Raw genomic sequence first — 16782 nt, forward strand, 5'->3', positions numbered from 1 at the left:
CATCTACCTCATCTGATGCGCCATCTGTGGAACACCCCCACGTCGGTGGGGAAGACTCGTCCAGGGCGACCGCCGCGTGGGTCAGGTTCGGAACACCCCCACGTCGGTGGGGAAGACTCGACGTGGAATTCGATGAACTGGCCGGTGGCCGGAACACCCCCACGTCGGTGGGGAAGACACCGGCGCCCGGCCCACCAGCATGGCCCGCACCGGAACACCCCCACGTCGGTGGGGAAGACCTGCGACTGCGGCCAGCCGCGTCCATTACGGACGGAACACCCCCACGTCGGTGGGGAAGACAGCTGGGAGACGACCTGCAGGGCGGCGTCGCCCGGAACACCCCCACGTCGGTGGGGAAGACGCCCGGATCTCCGCGATCCTGCGCCGGATCGCCGGAACACCCCCACGTCGGTGGGGAAGACAGAGCCCAGTCGACCCCCACCCAGCACATGATCGGAACACCCCCACGTCGGTGGGGAAGACCCTTCGTGACCTGCAACTCAGCAGAGGCTTTGCAATTGCTTTACCAGCGCTGCTGGCCGGGTACTGAAGCGCATGCCGCAAAGCTACCCGACCGTTCACCCGCGTGTTGTCAGCGCCGCATGGTGGAGTAGACGTGGACGGGCTCCGACGACACGGGCCGAGCGCGCGGACGGTAGGGGAATACTCATGATGCGACGGCCGGACACAGCTCCTGATGAGACGGCGTGGGGAAAGTCTCGGGGGTTGAATCCCAAGCTTCCGGCCTATCCGCTGGTGAGGCACCTGCTGGATGCTGCGGCGATTGCCCTGTTCTGTGGGACCACTACTTGTCCGACAACCAGAGGCTGGCCATCGCCGAGGGTTTCGGCTTGTCCGATGCGCCGGATCGGACACGCGCTCTGACCGCGCTCTGCGCGGGCCCTCTCTGTCAGCCTTGGGTGAGACGTCCCGCTTCGCCGGGTTAGCCTGAGAGGGCACGACAGGAGAACCACCCCCTCATGGCCAGCATCAACCCTGCCGGACCCGACCCGGCTGCCCGGCCGAAGCGCCGCACCTTCAGTCCCGAGTACAAGCTGCGGATCGTGGCCGAGTACGACGCCGCGCCCAAGAACGAGAAGGGCGCGGTCCTGCGCCGCGAGCGCCTGTACCACTCGCACGTCACCGAGTGGCGGGCCGCGCGGGATGCCGGGGCTCTGGAGAAGCTGGTCGACAAGCGCACCAGCCCGGCCCGGCCGAAGAAGTCCGCAGCCGAGGCGGAGAACGAGAAACTGCGCCGCCAGGTGGAACGGCTGGAGAAGGAACTGGCCCGGAACAAGGCCGCGCTGGAAGTCATGGGAAAAGCTTCCGCGCTCTTGGAAATGATCTCCGAGGGCGCGGACTGAACGCTGCCGCCGACCCGGTGGTCGACGACGCGTTCACCGGCGTCCAGGGCGAACTGGGCATTACGGCCGCGTGCCGGCTGACCGGCCGCTCCCGGGCCACCCACTACCGCCGGCTGCGGCCCCCGCCCGAGCGAAAGCCCAGGAAACCGCAGGTCCAGCCCTCGGCCCTCACACCCGAGGAGCGGGCGACGGTCCTGGAGCTGATGAACTCGGGCGAGTACGCCGAGCTGCCGCCCGCGCAGATCTGGGCCCGCGAGCTGGATGCCGGGCGCTACCACTGCTCCGTCTCCACGATGTACCGGATCCTGCGCGCCAAGGGGCAGTCCGGCGAACGCCGCCGCCAGGCCACCCACCCGGCGAAGACGGTGCCCGAGCTGGTCGCCACCGCACCTTCGCAGGTGTTCACCTGGGACATCACCAAGGCGGCCGGACCGGTCAAGGGCGTCTGGTATCACGCCTACGTCATCATCGACATCTTCAGCCGCTACATCGTCGGCCATACCGTCGAGGCCGCCGAATCAGCGGTGCGGGCCGAGGAGTTGATCCGGGAGACCATCGTCCGCAACGGCATCGTGCCCCAGACCGTGCACGCCGACCGCGGCACGTCGATGACCTCGAAGAAGGTCTCCCAGCTGCTGATCGACCTCGGCGTCACCCGGTCGCACTCGAGGCCGAAGGTCTCCAACGACAACCCCTACAGCGAGGCCCACTTCAAGACCGCGAAGTACATGTCTGACTACCCCGAGCGGTTCGACTCGCTGGCCCACGCCCGCGAGTGGTTCGACGCGTTCATCGCGTACTACAACCACGAGCACCGGCACTCGGGCATCGGCTGGCACACGCCCGCCAGCGTGCACTTCGGCACCGCCGAGGAGGTCCGCGACCAGCGGGCCGTCACCCTCGCCGACGCATACGCCCGCCATCCCGAACGCTTCGGCCGACGCCCCCGACCACCCCAGATACCCCAGCAGGCATGGATCAACGACCCAGCCAAACGACGCGAGCCCGCACCACAAACCTCATAGCGTCACGACTGTCTCACTGGACTTGAAATCTTCCGGGGCTGCACGACATCGGGAAGCTCTCCGGGTTCCAGTTCTGCGATGCTCGAGGGCGCAGCGGCTTGAGTGACTCGCTGGCGGGTGATCCGGGAAGGATCGGCGTCGAGCGGCTCGGGCACGACATCGCCGGGATGGAAGCGGTACCCGCCGTTCTGGAGGCTCTGGGCTTTGGTACGACGGTGGACACGGAGATCGAGCGTATCGCTGAGGTGCTGGGCGGGCACCACGGGCGTTTCCACCGGTTCGACCCGCAAAGGACGCACCCATCGCGTCACTCGCATCTCGGTGGCGCAATGTGGGCACGGCAGCGTGAGGCCCATGCTGCCGCAGTCCTTGACGCTCTGGGCGATCCTTGGGACTGCTGCATGATCGGGTGACAGCGGGTTTACGCAGCCAGAGCTGCGGGTGGGGTCATGATGGTCTCGTACTCAACGGGGGTCAATCGGCCCAGACGTCTCTGGCGCCGACGCCGGTGGTAGGTCCGCTCGATCCAGGTGACGATCGCGATCCGCAGCTCCTGTCGATTGGCCCAAGTTCGGCGGTCGAGGACGTTCTTTTGCAGCAGCGCGAAGAAGCTCTCCATGGCCGCGTTGTCGCCTGCGGCCCCGACTCTGCCCATCGAGCCGACCAGGCCGTGCCGAGCGAGTACGGCAGCAACCTTCCGTGACCGGAACTGGGCGCGGTCTGAATGCACCACGCAACCGGCCACCTGGCCGCGGCGGGCGACGGCGGACTCCAGCGCGGCCACGGCGAGGCGGGACTCCATCCGGGCATTGATGGAGTAGCCCACGATGCGGCCCGAGTACACGTCCTTGACGGCACACAGATACAGCTTGCCCTCGCCGGTCGCGTGCTCGGTGATGTCTGTGAGCCACAACCGGTTCGACCCGTCCGCGGTGAAGTCACGCCGCACCCGGTCATCGTGGACCGGCGGCCCGGACTTGGCATTCTTCCCTCGGCCCCTGCGTTTACCGAACGCGCTCCACCAGCCGTTGTCCCGGCAGATCCGCCAGGCCGTCCGCTCCGCCATCGCCTCACCGGCGGCATGAGCCTCGTCGAGAAGGAAGCGGTGACCGAACTCGGGATCGTCGCGGTGCGCGTCGAACAGGGCGTCGGCCCGGTATGCCTCGGACAGTTCGGCGTCCGTGACCGGCCGGTCCAGCCACCGGTAGTAGGGCTGGCGGGCCAGCCCGGGCACCCGGCACGTCACCGCCACCGGCACCCGGTGAGGGGCAGCGGTGGCGGCCAGCTCGCGGACGAGCGGGTACATCATTTTGCCGGCAGGTTCGCCTGCGACAGATACGCCGCAGCCCTCCGCAGAACCTCGTTCTCCTGCTCCAGCAGCCGGACGCGCTTGCGGGCCTCACGCAGCTCGGCCGACTCACCCGATGCCGTTGCGGGCCTGGCGCCCTCGTCGGTATCGGCGCGGCGCAGCCACTTCGACAGCGTGATCGGGTGGACGCCGAAGTCGGCGGCGATCTGTTCCAGCGTGACGCCGGGCTCGCGGTTGCGCGCGACCCGCACGACGTCCTCGCGGAACTCCTTCGGATACGGCTTGGGCACTGCAACATCCTTCCAGGCCGCTTCTCAGCAAGCCAGGTCAGGTGTCACCCAACCCTGCAGCAGTCCCCCTTGGGCCAGGAACCATATTCATGAACGCTGCTGCATGGGTGCAACTGTCAACATTCCGCACCCGTGTGCCTTGCCTCGTCCGATGCCTGCAGCGATCTTCTCGCGCAGCAGGTCGGCGTCGAGGACTCGGGCTGTCCCGTCGAATTGGGTGCGGGAGTGCTGGACGAGCTGCTTCGCGGTGCGGTTCTTGGAAGGTTTGTAGCCGCTCACCTTGGCGAGTGGCTGAGCGTCGATGTGCAAGGGTTCCAGGCCGGCTGCGGTGGCCTGGCGTTCCCACCATTCGACTGCGGCATTTCCACTCAGGGCGACAATGGGAGGGAGTTTGTACGCCTCGCGGGAGGTTGCTCCGGGTTTACGCACAGGGTTGGCCACGCAGCGGTAGTGGACCACTGTTCCTTTACAAAGGCTTGACAACAGACTCTCGAGTGAGCGGGTTTCGATGCTGCCGTAGGTGTCCGGCAGGCGCGAGGGGTCTGGTTTGACTTGACTTTGCAGGAGGATTTGCGGGCCGCGTGGGGTTTCCTCAGCTCGGAACAAAACGCCGAATGCTACTCGGGCAGGACCTTCGACTCCGTCAGGGAACATCTGGAGCAAACGTTGATGCAACCGGAGTCCTTGAGCATTGCCACTAAGGTCCCGGTGGGCTTCAGGAGAGCTGGCCGAGGGCAGGATGCGGGTCAGCCACAGTGTCACCAGGCACTCCTCTTTGGCACAGTGAAATGGGTGTCGGTGTAAAGCTGAAGCTTCTTCAAGTAGCCGGTGGCGAAGCCTCCGTACTCGGCATCCGGAAGGAAGGCAGAACGACGGTACAGCGGTCGGGGTCTGTACTGGCGTGCTGACGGTGCGAACGACATTGGTTCGTCGTTGACTTCGCCGCTGTGGTGGTCGCCGTGGTCGTGGTCTGGGACGACTGTGGTTGGGGGAAGAATCCCGAGTGGTCTGTCTCCGTAGAATTCGATCGGCTGCGGGCTGGTACGTGGCTTCTTGGTTGCCAGTGGCATTCGCGTCAGGTGGTGCAGCGGGTCTCCCACGATTCCGAGCAGGATCGGTCCCTCTGGCGGACAGGATCGACGGCCAAGGAAAAGAGGCCAGCGCGGAGTTCTCAGGGCGTCAGCACACGCCTGGAGCAACTCTTCGTCGTCGGATGTGAGTGCGACAGTGAAGGAGGCGTCGGCAAGGTAGTAGCGTTTGGACACCAAAGTGCCCTTGCCCTCGGGTCGGTGTTCGCCATTGACGGTAATGACTGTCTCGTCGGCCGGCAGTCCGCCACCTACGGTATGGAAGTCGGACAGTACGACACCGGGGCGGTCGACTCGGACGGTCATCGACAGCGCCGTGAGGTCGTCCAGGGAGGCGCCGCGCGGTCGACCGAGACCTGCGGCCAGCATGCCGATGACGCCGGACCGGGTGGGGAACCGGGCCGTGTCACGCTGCAGGTACTTGCTGTGGGTGCCCCAGGACTGCAGTGGGCCTGCTAGGCGCAGGAGCAGTCCGCGGGCGGGCCTTGCGGTCACTGCGGGTGCTCGGCAAGGGCGGTGGCTACGGCTGCGGTGACGAGAGCTTCGAAGGAGGAGTGCCGCTCTCCAAGGTGCTCCAGCTTGTCGAAATGAAGAGAAGCATGCCCTGCGTGCAGGACGCGGTCGCGGCCGAGAAGCGTATTCGCGGCCTCGGAATAGACGTCGATGTTTTGGACTGACCGCGCGAGGTAGCCGCCGTGTTGGGCAGAGCGTACGGGTTCTTCGAAGGCGGCGGCGAATGACAGCGGCCGGTCGGAGCGGACTGCTACGTGCACCAGGTGCGGGAGTGAGTGCGGGGCGGTGGAGTTCTTCTTCGCTTGCGGTAGTGACTCGATGAAGGAGAGGAGGAACTGGCCGGCGAGTTCGCGGGCGGCTTCGAGTCCGATGTCGTAGTCGTCGCTCAGATTCTTGACGAGCTCCTCGAGGTCTACGGTAGCGAATCGGTAGAAAGTGCCGGTGCTGAACTCGGCTGTGCCCATGTGGCCGCTGCCGGTTTCGTCGCCTTTCGCCGCGGTGACATCGTCAACGGCTGCGAAGTAGTCGAGTTCGACTTCGGTGGTGTGCGTGGTGAAAGCGTGTGCGACCTGCACGGCTCCGTCGACGTCTGCTTGGTTTACTTCTGCGAGCATGCGGCCGAAGAGGTTGATGACTCCGTTTCTCTTGATAAGGACCTTGTCGATCTTTCCTTTCAATGCACTCTCGGGCTTGCTCCTTCCCTTGCCTGTGAAGTCGGCCGCGAGGGCGTCTTTATGCGCTTCGGCAATGTCCGCCAGTTCTTGGACAGCGTCTTCGGGGAGGTAGATGAGTGCGTTGGTCAGGATTTTATTCGTGATGGGTTGCTTGTCTTTGCCCTTGGCCACCTCCCATTTAATGCTGCTTCCTGTCGCGACATGCGCGCCGGCGCGTTCGGCGATCGCCTGGTCCCATCCCCGTTCGCGGAGGGCCTCGGCGACTCGCTCGCCAATGCGACGTGTACGCAGGGCTTTGTCGCCGAGCGTGTCCTGGAAGTGCTCGCGGACGGCCCGTTTCCAGGATTGGCTGGACACACGAGTACGCAGGGCGTCGCCGTAGAGCATGGTTTTCACCGAGTTGGTGTCGTCCCGGTTCAGGTTCGCGTAGGGGACGGGTTGGATGATGTGGATGTCGATGAAGCGTGGCCTGGGGTTCATGGGGTGGCTCCTGCGGGTGAGGAAGGGTCAGTCCTGGTAGGCGGCGGTGATCCGGTAGAAGTCCTGCAGCCAGCGGCGGCTGATGCGTCCGGACCGGTAAGGCCAGTCGACGAGGTCTGCCAGCAACTGTCCCCAATCGATGGGGGCGCCTGCGGCGCGCACCTGGTTGACCGCAGCAGGCAGGTGTAGGTGAATGCCGCGGGTGCTCTGCCGTGTCAGAAGGTTGATGCGGTTTTCTGCGGCGCTCATCCGAAGGGAGGCGCCCTGTGCGATGACGGCTTGTCCCAGAGTGGAGCCGAACGAAGAGCCGTACGGGGCGGGCGCAGAGGGAGCATCTTCCTTGTCCGCTTCGTCGCTCTCCTGGAGGTTTTGCGTCTGGGCTGCCTCGGGCTTGTCTGTGCTGTGTTCGTCTTCTTCCTGGCTGGGTGAGAAGGCGTGTCGGGGCTGGGCGGCGATCAGCGAGGCTACGGTGTAATACGCCTGTGCCGTGGCGTCGTCGCACTCTTCCGGCACTCGGGTGGCCAGCAGCCGGTGCATGGGGCGGGCGCGCGGGTGGTTGAGGTCGCGGCGCAGACCCGCTCGTAGCGCTGCATGTGCGCCGGGGTCCGTGCGGCACAAGCGTTCGATGTTCGCGGTGAATGCGGCGTACGCGGCACGGTTCTTCTGGCGCTTGCTCGCTTCAGGGGCTTGAGAGGTCACTGCGGGGGTCCTTGATTCGGCGGGGTGGTCATGACTTCTTGGCCGCCTTTTTCTTCTTCGCTCGCTCCATCGCCTTGAGCGGGTTCTTAACTGCGGCAAGGATGATCGCTCTCGCGCCGGCGACGGCCTTCGCGCCTCGTGCTGTGCGTGTCACGGAGCCGGTCACCGTCTCGTATGCTTCCAGCGCGTGCTGCCCGAAGGCCCGGCATGCGTTCTGGAAGTCGAAGTTGGATTCCGCTGTGTTGTCGGATCGTGTCAGTTGTCGAAATCGTGACCAGAACTCGTCCTCCGCTGCCGGCCAGTAGCGTGCTGCGACCGCGTCCTGCCAGGTTCCCGGATTGTTTTTCTTGTCGTCCGTGTAATTCAGCCAGGCTTCCTTGGTGGCCAGATTCAGCTGTTCCCCGAAGAGCTCGCCCAGCTCGCGGAGTTGGCGTACGGGTAGGTCGGTGCTCATCGCCACTTGCTCTACTCGGGTCAGGACCATGGGCGTCGTGGAATCGACGTATTGGCGGTTGGCCGCCTGGGCGGCGTCCTGCTCGAAGCCGAGCGCGCGTATCCGCAGGTATTCGCTGACGTCGAAGGCGTGGTCCATGACTCTAGGCTGGATGGGGCTGGAGTCGTCCAGTTGCTTGAGCAGAAGGGCGTCGATGTCCCGCCAGAGAGAGCGGGAGGAGTCTGCGAGGCGGGGGAAGGTGTTTCCGTCGTCGTCGATGTCCCAGATCAGGTAGTCGTCCTGCGGCCGGATCCGTTCGGCGTCGTAGGCCCAGGTGACGTAGGCGTCAGCCACGTGCTCACCGTCCTGGTCGGGGACGAGGTAGAGCGAGTGCTGCGAGCAGGCGGTGAGCTGCGAGCAGGGGCCCAGTGGTTCAGGCATCGGCTTGAGCGGGTCCGGGAGGTCGTTATGCTCCCAGGGGCACAGATCGGTCTGCCGGCTGACCTCGTCTGCCGGCGGAGTCAGTCCGGCCAGCAGCGTCAGGAAAAGGTTGTCGCATTCCGGGTGATACGACAGCGCAGCTCGCAGGGGTGCGGCCTTCGCATAGTGGTGGCTCACCTCGCCAACCGTGCGTGTCGAGAGGGCACCGGGGGCTCCCCAATAGTGCCAGGTCAGCAGTGACAGTGTTGCTTGCGAGAGGCTGGGGGGCACTGGGTCGTGATGGCTCCAATGCCCGAACCAGGAGTGGTTGTTGCCTGCTGCCCGACTCATGATCAGCTTATGGACCCCGGCAGTGTTCTTGCTGTCGCACTGGTCGGGCAGGCGGGGGTCCTGAAGCCATGGATGATCACGATCGAACAGGTTGAAGCGGTGGCTCCACTGCTCGAAGTAGCCTTCGACGCCGGCTTGGCGGCCATGGGGAAGTTCCATGTTCCGCTCGAAGAGTCCCTGCTCGAGGACTTCCTCACGCCGATCGCCCCAGCTCCCGGGACGGGCTTCGTCCAGGCCGGTGATTCGGGCGGTGAGCGCGTACAACACACGCAGCAGAGCCGAGTGGGCCGGAGCTTCCGGGATCAGCAAAGAGCGGATCTCTGGTGCCCGCAGGAACATGTCCCTGAGGCCCACTTCCGGTGGGCCTGACTTTCCCTCCACCCATGCGACAGGAATCCATGGCTGGTCGATCAGATTGAACGCAGGCGTGGACACGCCCCTCCCCCGTGTCGGACGTGCACCGAATGCTAGACGGACGGGCAGGGTGGCGTGGGCTGTTCCGGAAACCGGCCATCCATCAGACCATTTTCAGTCATACTGAAACGGTTTTCCCCGTCGCTGTACACCCACTCGCCGTCCTGCCGGGTGAGGTTGAACCGCAGGACGGTCTTGAGTGCGGACACCTCACGCCACGATGCGTTGGCATCGCCCTCCACCCCCTCGACAAGTCGCTTGGGCACCGGAATCAGATAGGGGACGAGTTGGCCGGGCTTCGGTCTCTTCTTGGCCCGCTCGAGCTTCACCTGCAAGGCGCCGTCCTCCAGCAGATTCCCTGGGTACAGGCACACCACATGCATCGCATCCTCGCCGAGCACGGAGGAGAGCAGTTCGGGCTCCATACCGCCGTAATCGCGGCTCAGCAGGCTGAGGTCGCCATCGAGGTCCCGCGGTCCGGGTACCGCCAGCCAACCTGCGGTACCGCTAGCTCTGCTTTCTTGAACCGTGCGCTTGTTGTCGAGCCGCTGGAGCTCACGAGCGGCTCGCTCTCCCAGACCGTCGACGAGGTCGTCGGCGTACACCTCATCCAGCAGTGAGGGTAGGTCCTCGGGCAAGGAAACCGTCCTGCCCGTTCCCAGGACCATGCCGGTGCGCCGCACCAGCGCGGCGTCGTCCAGTTCGGTCCGGTTGCCCGCTTGAAGCACGACAAGCCGCGCGCGGTCATCTGTGCTCTGCGCCGCACGAGCCATCAGGTTCACGAGAGGCGCCGGTCCGGAGATGACCAGGTCGAAGTGCAGACCCCGGACATGCTCCAGCATCGGCGTTGTCACCAGCACGGAAGGGCCGCCCACCCCACCCTTGGCAGAGAAGACACTGCGGCAGGCTGCCAGTCGCTGCCATCGGTCTTTGTTGCGCATCTGTTGGTGAACTACGGTCACATCGAGCCCGGGCAGGTCCTGCGTGAGCCGGCGGAAGGTGAAGATGGCTTCCTCGGGTGTCGAGCAGTACACAGCGGCTGTTCCGTCACCGGCTGTGGCCAGCGGTGCAAGGGCCTGCCGGATCTCGTCGTACGGCGCACCGTCAGCGACCGTGATGCTGAGAGTGCCGGTATGGATGTCCCCGGCAGGCTGGTGGGGTAGGTGTCTGTCTCCGGACTGCGCATCCACGAACGACCATCCTGGTAGCCCACGAGGCTGCGTCAGGGGTTCGTTTCCCCCTCCCGCGCCGCGGCGGTAGGCCGTCAGCATCGCGTCCACCGACCTGTCCGCGGCCAAAGCGGCCAGGACGACCGGGATCTGCAGTGCAGCCGCCCACTCCAGGAACCGGAGCATCAGCTTCTGCCCCCAGGCCCCACGGGCATGAGTCTCATCGACCACAATGACTTTGCTGGAAAAGGCGAACAGCCTCATCACGTTGAACTTCACCGGCATGACAGCCTGCAAAAGCTCGTCCACCGTTCCCGTGCCGAACGGAGCCAGAAGCGCACGATGGTGAGAGTTGAGCCAACTGCCGGCTGCGAGGGCCCACTCCTCACCAGGCTCCGCACAGACCTCCCCTGCCGCATTGACCTGCACCCACTGCTCCATGGCCTCCGCCGGCTTCAGCCGGGACGAGCTGTGAAGCAACAGCGCCCCCTTGGGTCCTGTCAGAGCCTGCCGGCCGAAATCAAGCACCTGTTCCATGTGACTGTCGGCCGCTGCACCGGTCGGAAGCGCGTAAAAAAGCCCCCGCGCATTCGCCGCATGCCCGAGAACCGCCGCTGCGTGAAGAGCCGCTTCTGTACGATTCTGCGACGCCGGTGCCGTCACCACCACGATGCCCGGCCCGTGCTCGGCTACCAAGCCAGGCAACTTGACTGCGATGCTTACCGCAAGGCCAGACTCGCCCAGGCGTGCAGGCGGGTACGACGGCCGAGCGAAGCGCGTACCCAGCAGGTCCGTCTGCTGCACCAGAAGAGGAGCCGCAGCGCGGGCAACCTGCCAGTAAGCATCCAGTTCCGCCGGAGTTCCAGCCCACCCCTCCCCCCTCAGCCGGGTCCGGACTCCTTCTTGGATACTGGCCAGCCAGTCCGACATGATCACCAGCCCCGCCAGGACAACAGCCGCTCCCGGCGTCATCTGCCCTGCCGGAACCACCTCCGCCCCGGTGACTCTGCGTACCTCATCGAAGTGGATCCGCCGCTGCTCCTCCCAGCTTCCCGCTCCCAGACCGGGGTGACGCGCGACAGGACACCTCGAGTCCTTGTCATAGACCACCGGATGGAAACCACCGCCGTGCCCGCCGAGCAACTGGGCCACGGCATGACTGAGCTGAGTCTGCGGACGCCGCTGTGACGACGGATAGCCGATCTCCTTGAACGCCCGCACAAGCCACCAGTGGGTCGCCGCTTCATGCGACTGTCTGTCCTGCGCAGCGCCGGCACCGAATCCGTATCCCGGCTCACCCATCAACTCCTGCGCCAGCAGCTCCCCGTCCCCACGCTTCGGCCCTCCGCTCTGCAGCTGGAACGGAACACTGATCTTCCCGACGTCATGCAGCCCCGCCCAGAACGCCACAAGCGCACGCGCCTGCTCATCCTCAACCTGCAGCGCCTGCGTCACCATGCCCCGCTGGCGCACGGTCAACAGCTCGTCCCAAACCACCTCGGCAACAGCAGCCGTGTCCAGGAGATGACAGATCAAAGGGTGTGCGTGCTGCACACCGCCGGCACTCTTGCCCAGCCCGGCATGCTTGCCCCAAAGACGGGAGTCCAGTGACACGGATTCTCCTTGTCGCAGATTCGCGGCGCATGCCTGCTGCAGAAGCGGAAAGCGGAAGGATCCACACCCGAACGCATCGCCACCTCGCCAGGACGATACGAAGACCAACGAAGTTTCAGCCAACTCCACGTATGCCAACATCTTCACGCAGTAGACTACTTACCGCTGCACGCCTCCCTGAGGTGCGCGGAGCCCCACTGGCTCTCCAGTCGGCGGCACTGCCGGGACAAACGCATGACCCTCCCGAGGGACGTGGCGCTTTGCCCTCGGCCGTGTGATGCCACGTGGAGATACAGTGTCCCGGTTCTTGCCCAAGTTCGCCCTGCGTCGCGAGACCCTTCTCAAGGTCTCTCGTGTAGTGATCAGCACGATACTCCGTGTCCTGATCAGCGAACTCGTCAGCTGGCTCATCTGAGCCACGGGTGACGGATCCCAGGGGTCCGTCACCCCTTACATGAGAACAATGCCCCGTCGGCGGGCGATTCTCGACAGCCCGCGGCCCGGGTCACGGGCCACCCGCGAGCGGGGACGTTCCGCCGCGCGGCTGGGTGGTGTGGCCGGCGCACACCTGGTCCCCGCGCCAGCAGGGGTGTTCCGGTGCGGGTGCGGGTATCGACTGGGCATCCTGCCGGTCCCCCGAGAGCGGGGGGGCTCCTTACGATGCTGCCGTGACCGCCGTCTTGAACGGCCGGCCCCCACGCGAGCGGGGGTGTTCCGAAGAAGGCGATCGAGGACACTCTGGAGCGGGCCTGGTTCCCGCGTCAGCGGGAGCATTCCGCGTCCGTACCTTGAGAACTGAACAAATGATTCTCCGGTTCTCCGCGCAAGCGGAGGCCCCGGTGTAAGGGGAGAACTTGTCGACGTTGAGGCCCCGGTCCCGCCCGAGCGGAGGTGTTCAGGCGCTCTCCGAGCCTATCGCGCCGATGACGCCGTGGTCCCCGCGTGAGCCGAGGGCGTTCCGACCGGCAGGTACTTGATCAGGTTCCGCAGCTCGTGGTCCCCGCGCGAGCGGGGGTGTCCCGTAGTGGCTGAGGTTAATCTCGTGGAGCCAGGCGTGGTCCCCGCGCGAGCGGGGGTGTTCCGTCCATGACAGCCGCGACCCCCGCCGACCCCTGGTCCTCCCCGCCGACGCGGGGGTGTTCCGCCGCCGCCCGAGGAGCCGGACCCGGTGACCGCGTCCTCCCTGCCGACGCGGGGGTGTTCCGACCGAGATGTCGCTCGTGCAGGCGATCGCGATGTCCTCCCCGCCGACGCGGGGGTGTTCCGTCGTCGGACGTCCACACCTTGAACCCCTCGGCGTCCTCCCCGCCGACGCGGGGGTATTCCGTAGATGCTGAAGGGGCCGACGTCCACGGTGCGGTCCTCCCCGCCGACGCAGGGGTGTTCCGTGACCCGGGTCGTGTCCCGCCACGTGGTGTAGAGGATCACGTTCCGCTTCGGCAGCGTGCCACCTGTGACCACCGCGTTGGTGCCGAGGGGGCAGTAGTGATGCTCGCCGTTACACCACTCTGCGGGACGCGATCCCCTGTCGGCAGCGAACACATGCCTGTACGGCATCGTGCACGCTGCCCTGCTCGCACTGGGATGTTCCCCCGCTCTCGGATTCGTCCATGCCGGCACGCAGCACGCCTTCGTCTATGACATCGCCGACCTCTACAAAGCCGATCTCACCCTGCCCGTAGCCTTCTCCCTCCACCAGTCCGCCAACCCCGAGCAGGAAGCACGCCGAAAGTTCCGTGAGGAACTCCGTCTCGTGCGCCTGCTGCCGCGGATCGTCCGGGACATCCAGACGCTCCTCACCCCAGCCGACGACAAGCCAGACGACGAAGATGACGATCACCTCGACCGCCGCGATGTGCAGATGGTTCATCTCTGGGACCCGCGAGAGGGCGTCCTGCCGGCCGGCGTCAACTACGCACACGGGGAGACCTGATACCTCATGCCGTCCATGCTCGTCATCGCCACCACCGCAGTCCCCGATCACTTGCGCGGTGCCCTCAGCCGATGGACGACAGAGGTTGTAGCAGGCATCTTCGTCGGCTCGGTCTCTGCTCGAGTCCGCGACGAACTCTGGGAGGCCGTCACCCAGGTCGTCGGGGACGGAGCGGCTGTCCTCGTACATCCAGCTCCGACAGAACAGGGCTACAGCATTCGTACAGCAGGGAGCCGGCGTCGGGTACCCGAGGACTTTGATGGGATTACCTTGATGAGAATGATGGGAGCGTCACCCTCTCCACTAGAGGTAAATAACTCGCAAAGCCCTTTTTAAGCCGCAGGTCAGAAAGGGTCCTCCCCGCCGACGCGGGGGTGTTCCGGACAACGGGGACCCGCGGCTGTCCAACCGCGGGTCCTCCCCGCCGACGCGGGGGTGTTCCGCCACGGAGAGCGTTTCCGGCTCCGCTCACGCAGTCCTCCCCGCCGACGCGGGGGTGTTCCGCCCGCCGGCCTTTCGGTCGGCGGGCTCTCTTCGTCCTCCCCGCCGACGCGGGGGTGTTCCGCCACTCGAAGCCCCAGGCCCGGCTGAACCGCTGTCCTCCCCGCCGACGCGGGGGTGTTCCGATCTGGCGTACGCCGCCGAGCTGCCCGACGTGGTCCTCCCCGCCGACGCGGGGGTGTTCCGGACTGGTACAGCATCCCGACCACCTGCTTGGCGGTCCTCCCCGCCGACGCGGGGGTGTTCCTCCGCTCGTACATCCCGTACAGCGCCCGCTTGGGTCCTCCCCGCCGACGCGGGGGTGTTCCTCGTAGTAGGCGTCCATGAGCCTCAGGCCCGGCGTCCTCCCCGCCGACGCGGGGGTGTTCCGCAGACCGACCGCGCCATCCAGGCCGCCGCCAAGTCCTCCCCGCCGACGCGGGGGTGTTCCGCGCATCGTGTCGATGCGGACGTATTCGAAGGGGTCCTCCCCGCCAACGCGGGGGTGTTCCGGTTGAGCTACCCAGTGTCCAGCGGTGGACGTCGTCCTCCCCGCCGACGCGGGGGTGTTCCGACAACCGTCGCAGCGTTGCCCGAAGAAACCAGGTCCTCCCCGCCGACGCGGGGGTGTTCCGCGTCCGTCTGCTCCTCGGCGTCGGGCTCATCCGTCCTCCCCGCCGACGCGGGGGTGTTCCGACGCGGCCGCCGTGCGCCCACACGACGGAGAGGTCCTCCCCGCCGACGCGGGGGTGTTCCGGTCCGCGTCCAGTGAGCGAGGCCACGCTGGTTGTCCTCCCCGCCGACGCGGGGGTGTTCCGCCCCTCGACTGGTAGAACACCGGGCCGACCCAGTCCTCCCCGCCGACGCGGGGGTGTTCCGCCGGGCGAGGCGACGTTCGGTAACACCTGCCGGTCCTCCCCGCCGACGCGGGGGTGTTCCGCCGGGCCGTTCGGGTCGTCGGAGCTGAGGAACGTCCTCCCCGCCGACGCGGGGGTGTTCCGCTGATCGCGGGCGTCACGAACATGGGCAAGAGGTCCTCCCCGCCGACGCGGGGTGTTCCGTGCGCGATGTGGCCGAACAGGTGCTGTGAGCAGTCCTCCCCGCCGACGCGGGGGTGTTCCGTCGTCCCACGGGATGCCGAGTTGGTCGCAGCCGTCCTCCCCGCCGACGCGGGGGTGTTCCGGCCCAGGCCCGCTCGAACCGCTTGCGCCACTGGTCCTCCCCGCCGACGCGGGGGTGTTCCGAAGGTCCCGAGGCCTGACCCGACGCAGGGCCCGTCCTCCCCGCCGACGCGGGGGTGTTCCGTCCGAGCACGGCTTCCGCCAGTTCCGTCTCAAGTCCTCCCCGCCGACGCGGGGGTGTTCCGATCCTGGAGCGGCAGCGCGAGGCCGCGCGGAGGTCCTCCCCGCCGACGCGGGGGTGTTCCGCTTCGGGACCGGTTGAAGGAGAAGCGCCGCAGGCCCTCCCCGCCGACGTGGGGTGTGGTGTTCGGGCCCCGCGCAACCCAACCATCTGCAGGGTCACCACACCTGCTGCCACGATGCCGAGTGTGTCGCCCGAAGTGCAGCCCTCGACTCCTAAAACAACGGCGAACAGACCAACCTCGAGGGTGTCGAAGCTCTCATGCACAGGACCATTGCTCTTGCTCTGTGGCAGGACGACTGCGCTGAAAACGAGCGCGATGTCACCGATGGGAGCGTTGATGCAAAACCCGATTCTCAGTTCACGTGCTCGAAGAGCAGGCCGTCGACGATGGCTCCGAGCGCAGTCGACGCGAGCGAGACCACAGCCCAGATACCGACGGCCATGCCGAACTTCTGTGGCGGGTACACCGCCCTCAAAAGACCGAGTGCGTTGGGCGTCAGCAGCGCGGCAGAGAATCCTGGAGCGCGTGGAAGACGATGCCCCCTGGTCGTGTCCCGCCACGTGGTGTAGAGGATCACGTTCCGCTTCGCCAGCGTGCCACCTGTGACCACCGCGTTGGTGCCGAGGGGGCAGTAGTGATGCTCGCCGTTACACCACTCTGCGGGACGCGATCTGCCCCCCTCGATCGATCCCGGCAGCCCGATGGCAACAGAGAAACGACGTCGACCAATCAGGTTGCTCCCCGCCTCGCAGCCAGTTACACAACGTATCCGACAGAACACCTCGCGAGGGGCTGCCCCCACATGCGACCAGGGCCGCCACGGGGCGCTCCTGGGGAGGATCTGGGGAGAATCCATAGCCCTGGGGAGCACGTGGGGAGAATCGACCGCATAACGCAACCCGACCCCGAAAGACGCTGAAAGAGCCGTCCGCGCAGGTCAGGAGTAAACACAACCGCATCGATACAGGTCAGCACCACCCGGTAGACAACTTCATGACGTACATGCCGAGGTCGCGAATGGACGAGCGAAATCCGCATGCAGTCGTGCAGCCCTGGTGGAGACACGGCAGCTGGAACTGAGTGCGGATCTGGCCGCGGGCGGCGCCGGGAAAGCTGCGCCGACCAATTTCGACGTGGCGTTCTAGCACGGAGCCGACCAT

The 16782-nt window shown here is 66.2% G+C and carries 11 protein-coding genes, 1 pseudogene and 3 CRISPR repeat arrays (1 of these 15 running past the window's edge); of the genes and pseudogenes, 5 read left to right on the top strand and 7 right to left on the bottom strand.

All coding sequences use genetic code 11. From position 1 onward, the window contains the following. Positions 1 to 483: a CRISPR direct-repeat array (repeat unit 28 nt; unit sequence GGAACACCCCCACGTCGGTGGGGAAGAC); it begins 522 nt to the left of the window's first position. 497 nt (positions 484 to 980) lie between these two features. Genes ACFW22_RS10980 through ACFW22_RS10990 form a run of 3 tightly spaced genes read left to right on the top strand, consistent with a single transcriptional unit; the run spans position 981 to position 2802 of the window. Continuing rightward, positions 981 to 1364, top strand: coding sequence for a transposase (locus ACFW22_RS10980; protein WP_386401534.1), 384 nt, complete (start codon positions 981 to 983; stop codon positions 1362 to 1364). Positions 1365 to 1381: 17 nt separating this feature from the next. After that, on the top strand, positions 1382 to 2389 hold the full coding sequence (locus ACFW22_RS10985) for an IS3 family transposase (protein WP_386401536.1): 1008 nt from the start codon (positions 1382 to 1384) through the stop codon (positions 2387 to 2389). A 47-nt stretch (positions 2390 to 2436) separates the two neighbouring features. After that, positions 2437 to 2802: an HD domain-containing protein gene (locus tag ACFW22_RS10990; RefSeq protein ID WP_386401639.1), complete on the top strand. Its 366-nt coding sequence runs from the start codon at positions 2437 to 2439 to the stop codon at positions 2800 to 2802. 8 nt (positions 2803 to 2810) lie between these two features. On the opposite strand, the gene ACFW22_RS10995 is transcribed toward ACFW22_RS10990, so the two are convergent. The 7 genes from ACFW22_RS10995 to ACFW22_RS11025 all read right to left on the bottom strand — a co-directional run bounded on the left by ACFW22_RS10995 (position 2811) and on the right by ACFW22_RS11025 (position 11843). Further along, positions 2811 to 3988 (bottom strand): IS3 family transposase gene (locus tag ACFW22_RS10995; protein ID WP_386401538.1). Its coding sequence is split into 2 segments (ribosomal slippage): positions 2811 to 3701 and positions 3704 to 3988, totalling 1176 coding nucleotides; the frame shifts between segments, so codons are not numbered across the junction. 87 nt (positions 3989 to 4075) lie between these two features. Next, positions 4076 to 4750 carry a type I-E CRISPR-associated protein Cas6/Cse3/CasE gene (gene cas6e, locus ACFW22_RS11000; protein WP_386401540.1) on the bottom strand — a complete coding sequence of 225 codons (675 nt, stop codon included), beginning with the start codon at positions 4748 to 4750 and terminating at the stop codon, positions 4076 to 4078. Next, the gene (cas5e, locus tag ACFW22_RS11005) at positions 4747 to 5571 is read right to left on the bottom strand and encodes a type I-E CRISPR-associated protein Cas5/CasD (protein WP_386401542.1); all 825 of its coding nucleotides are present in this window, start codon (positions 5569 to 5571) and stop codon (positions 4747 to 4749) included. The genes cas6e and cas5e overlap by 4 nt, the downstream gene beginning before the upstream one ends. Then, positions 5568 to 6743: a type I-E CRISPR-associated protein Cas7/Cse4/CasC gene (cas7e, locus tag ACFW22_RS11010; RefSeq protein ID WP_386401544.1), complete on the bottom strand. Its 1176-nt coding sequence runs from the start codon at positions 6741 to 6743 to the stop codon at positions 5568 to 5570. Before cas7e ends, cas5e begins: the two co-directional genes overlap by 4 nt. A gap of 27 nt (positions 6744 to 6770) precedes the next feature. Continuing rightward, a complete protein-coding gene (gene casB, locus ACFW22_RS11015; protein ID WP_386401547.1) occupies positions 6771 to 7442 on the bottom strand; it encodes a type I-E CRISPR-associated protein Cse2/CasB in 672 nt (223 codons plus the stop codon). Positions 7443 to 7470: 28 nt separating this feature from the next. Continuing rightward, on the bottom strand, positions 7471 to 9081 hold the full coding sequence (gene casA / locus ACFW22_RS11020) for a type I-E CRISPR-associated protein Cse1/CasA (RefSeq protein WP_386401549.1): 1611 nt from the start codon (positions 9079 to 9081) through the stop codon (positions 7471 to 7473). 32 nt (positions 9082 to 9113) lie between these two features. Further along, positions 9114 to 11843, bottom strand: coding sequence for a CRISPR-associated endonuclease Cas3'' (locus ACFW22_RS11025; protein ID WP_386401551.1), 2730 nt, complete (start codon positions 11841 to 11843; stop codon positions 9114 to 9116). A 931-nt stretch (positions 11844 to 12774) separates the two neighbouring features. Further along, positions 12775 to 13231: a CRISPR direct-repeat array (repeat unit 29 nt; unit sequence GTCCTCCCCGCCGACGCGGGGGTGTTCCG). Positions 13232 to 13368: 137 nt separating this feature from the next. Between ACFW22_RS11025 and ACFW22_RS11030 the strand changes: the two are divergent. Both ACFW22_RS11030 and cas2e read left to right on the top strand, forming a co-directional pair. Further along, positions 13369 to 13776, top strand: a pseudogene (locus ACFW22_RS11030) (type I-E CRISPR-associated endonuclease Cas1); the annotation flags it as partial. 6 nt (positions 13777 to 13782) lie between these two features. After that, the gene (gene cas2e / locus ACFW22_RS11035; protein ID WP_384885244.1) at positions 13783 to 14112 is read left to right on the top strand and encodes a type I-E CRISPR-associated endoribonuclease Cas2e; all 330 of its coding nucleotides are present in this window, start codon (positions 13783 to 13785) and stop codon (positions 14110 to 14112) included. A 17-nt stretch (positions 14113 to 14129) separates the two neighbouring features. After that, a CRISPR array of direct repeats spans positions 14130 to 15744; the repeat unit is 28 nt; unit sequence GTCCTCCCCGCCGACGCGGGGGTGTTCC. Positions 15745 to 16782 lie beyond the last annotated feature (1038 nt).

This window comes from Streptomyces sp. NPDC058872 (genome assembly GCF_042743065.1).
Classification (GTDB): Bacteria; Actinomycetota; Actinomycetes; order Streptomycetales; family Streptomycetaceae; genus Streptomyces.

Excerpts from the sequence above, each read along its gene's own strand:
- ACFW22_RS10980 (WP_386401534.1), top strand. The coding sequence starts at position 981 with ATGGCCAGCATCAACCCTGCCGGACCCGACCCGGCTGCCCGGCCGAAG.
- cas7e (WP_386401544.1), bottom strand. The coding sequence starts at position 6,743 with ATGAACCCCAGGCCACGCTTCATCGACATCCACATCATCCAACCCGTC.
- cas2e (WP_384885244.1), top strand. The coding sequence starts at position 13,783 with ATGCCGTCCATGCTCGTCATCGCCACCACCGCAGTCCCCGATCACTTG.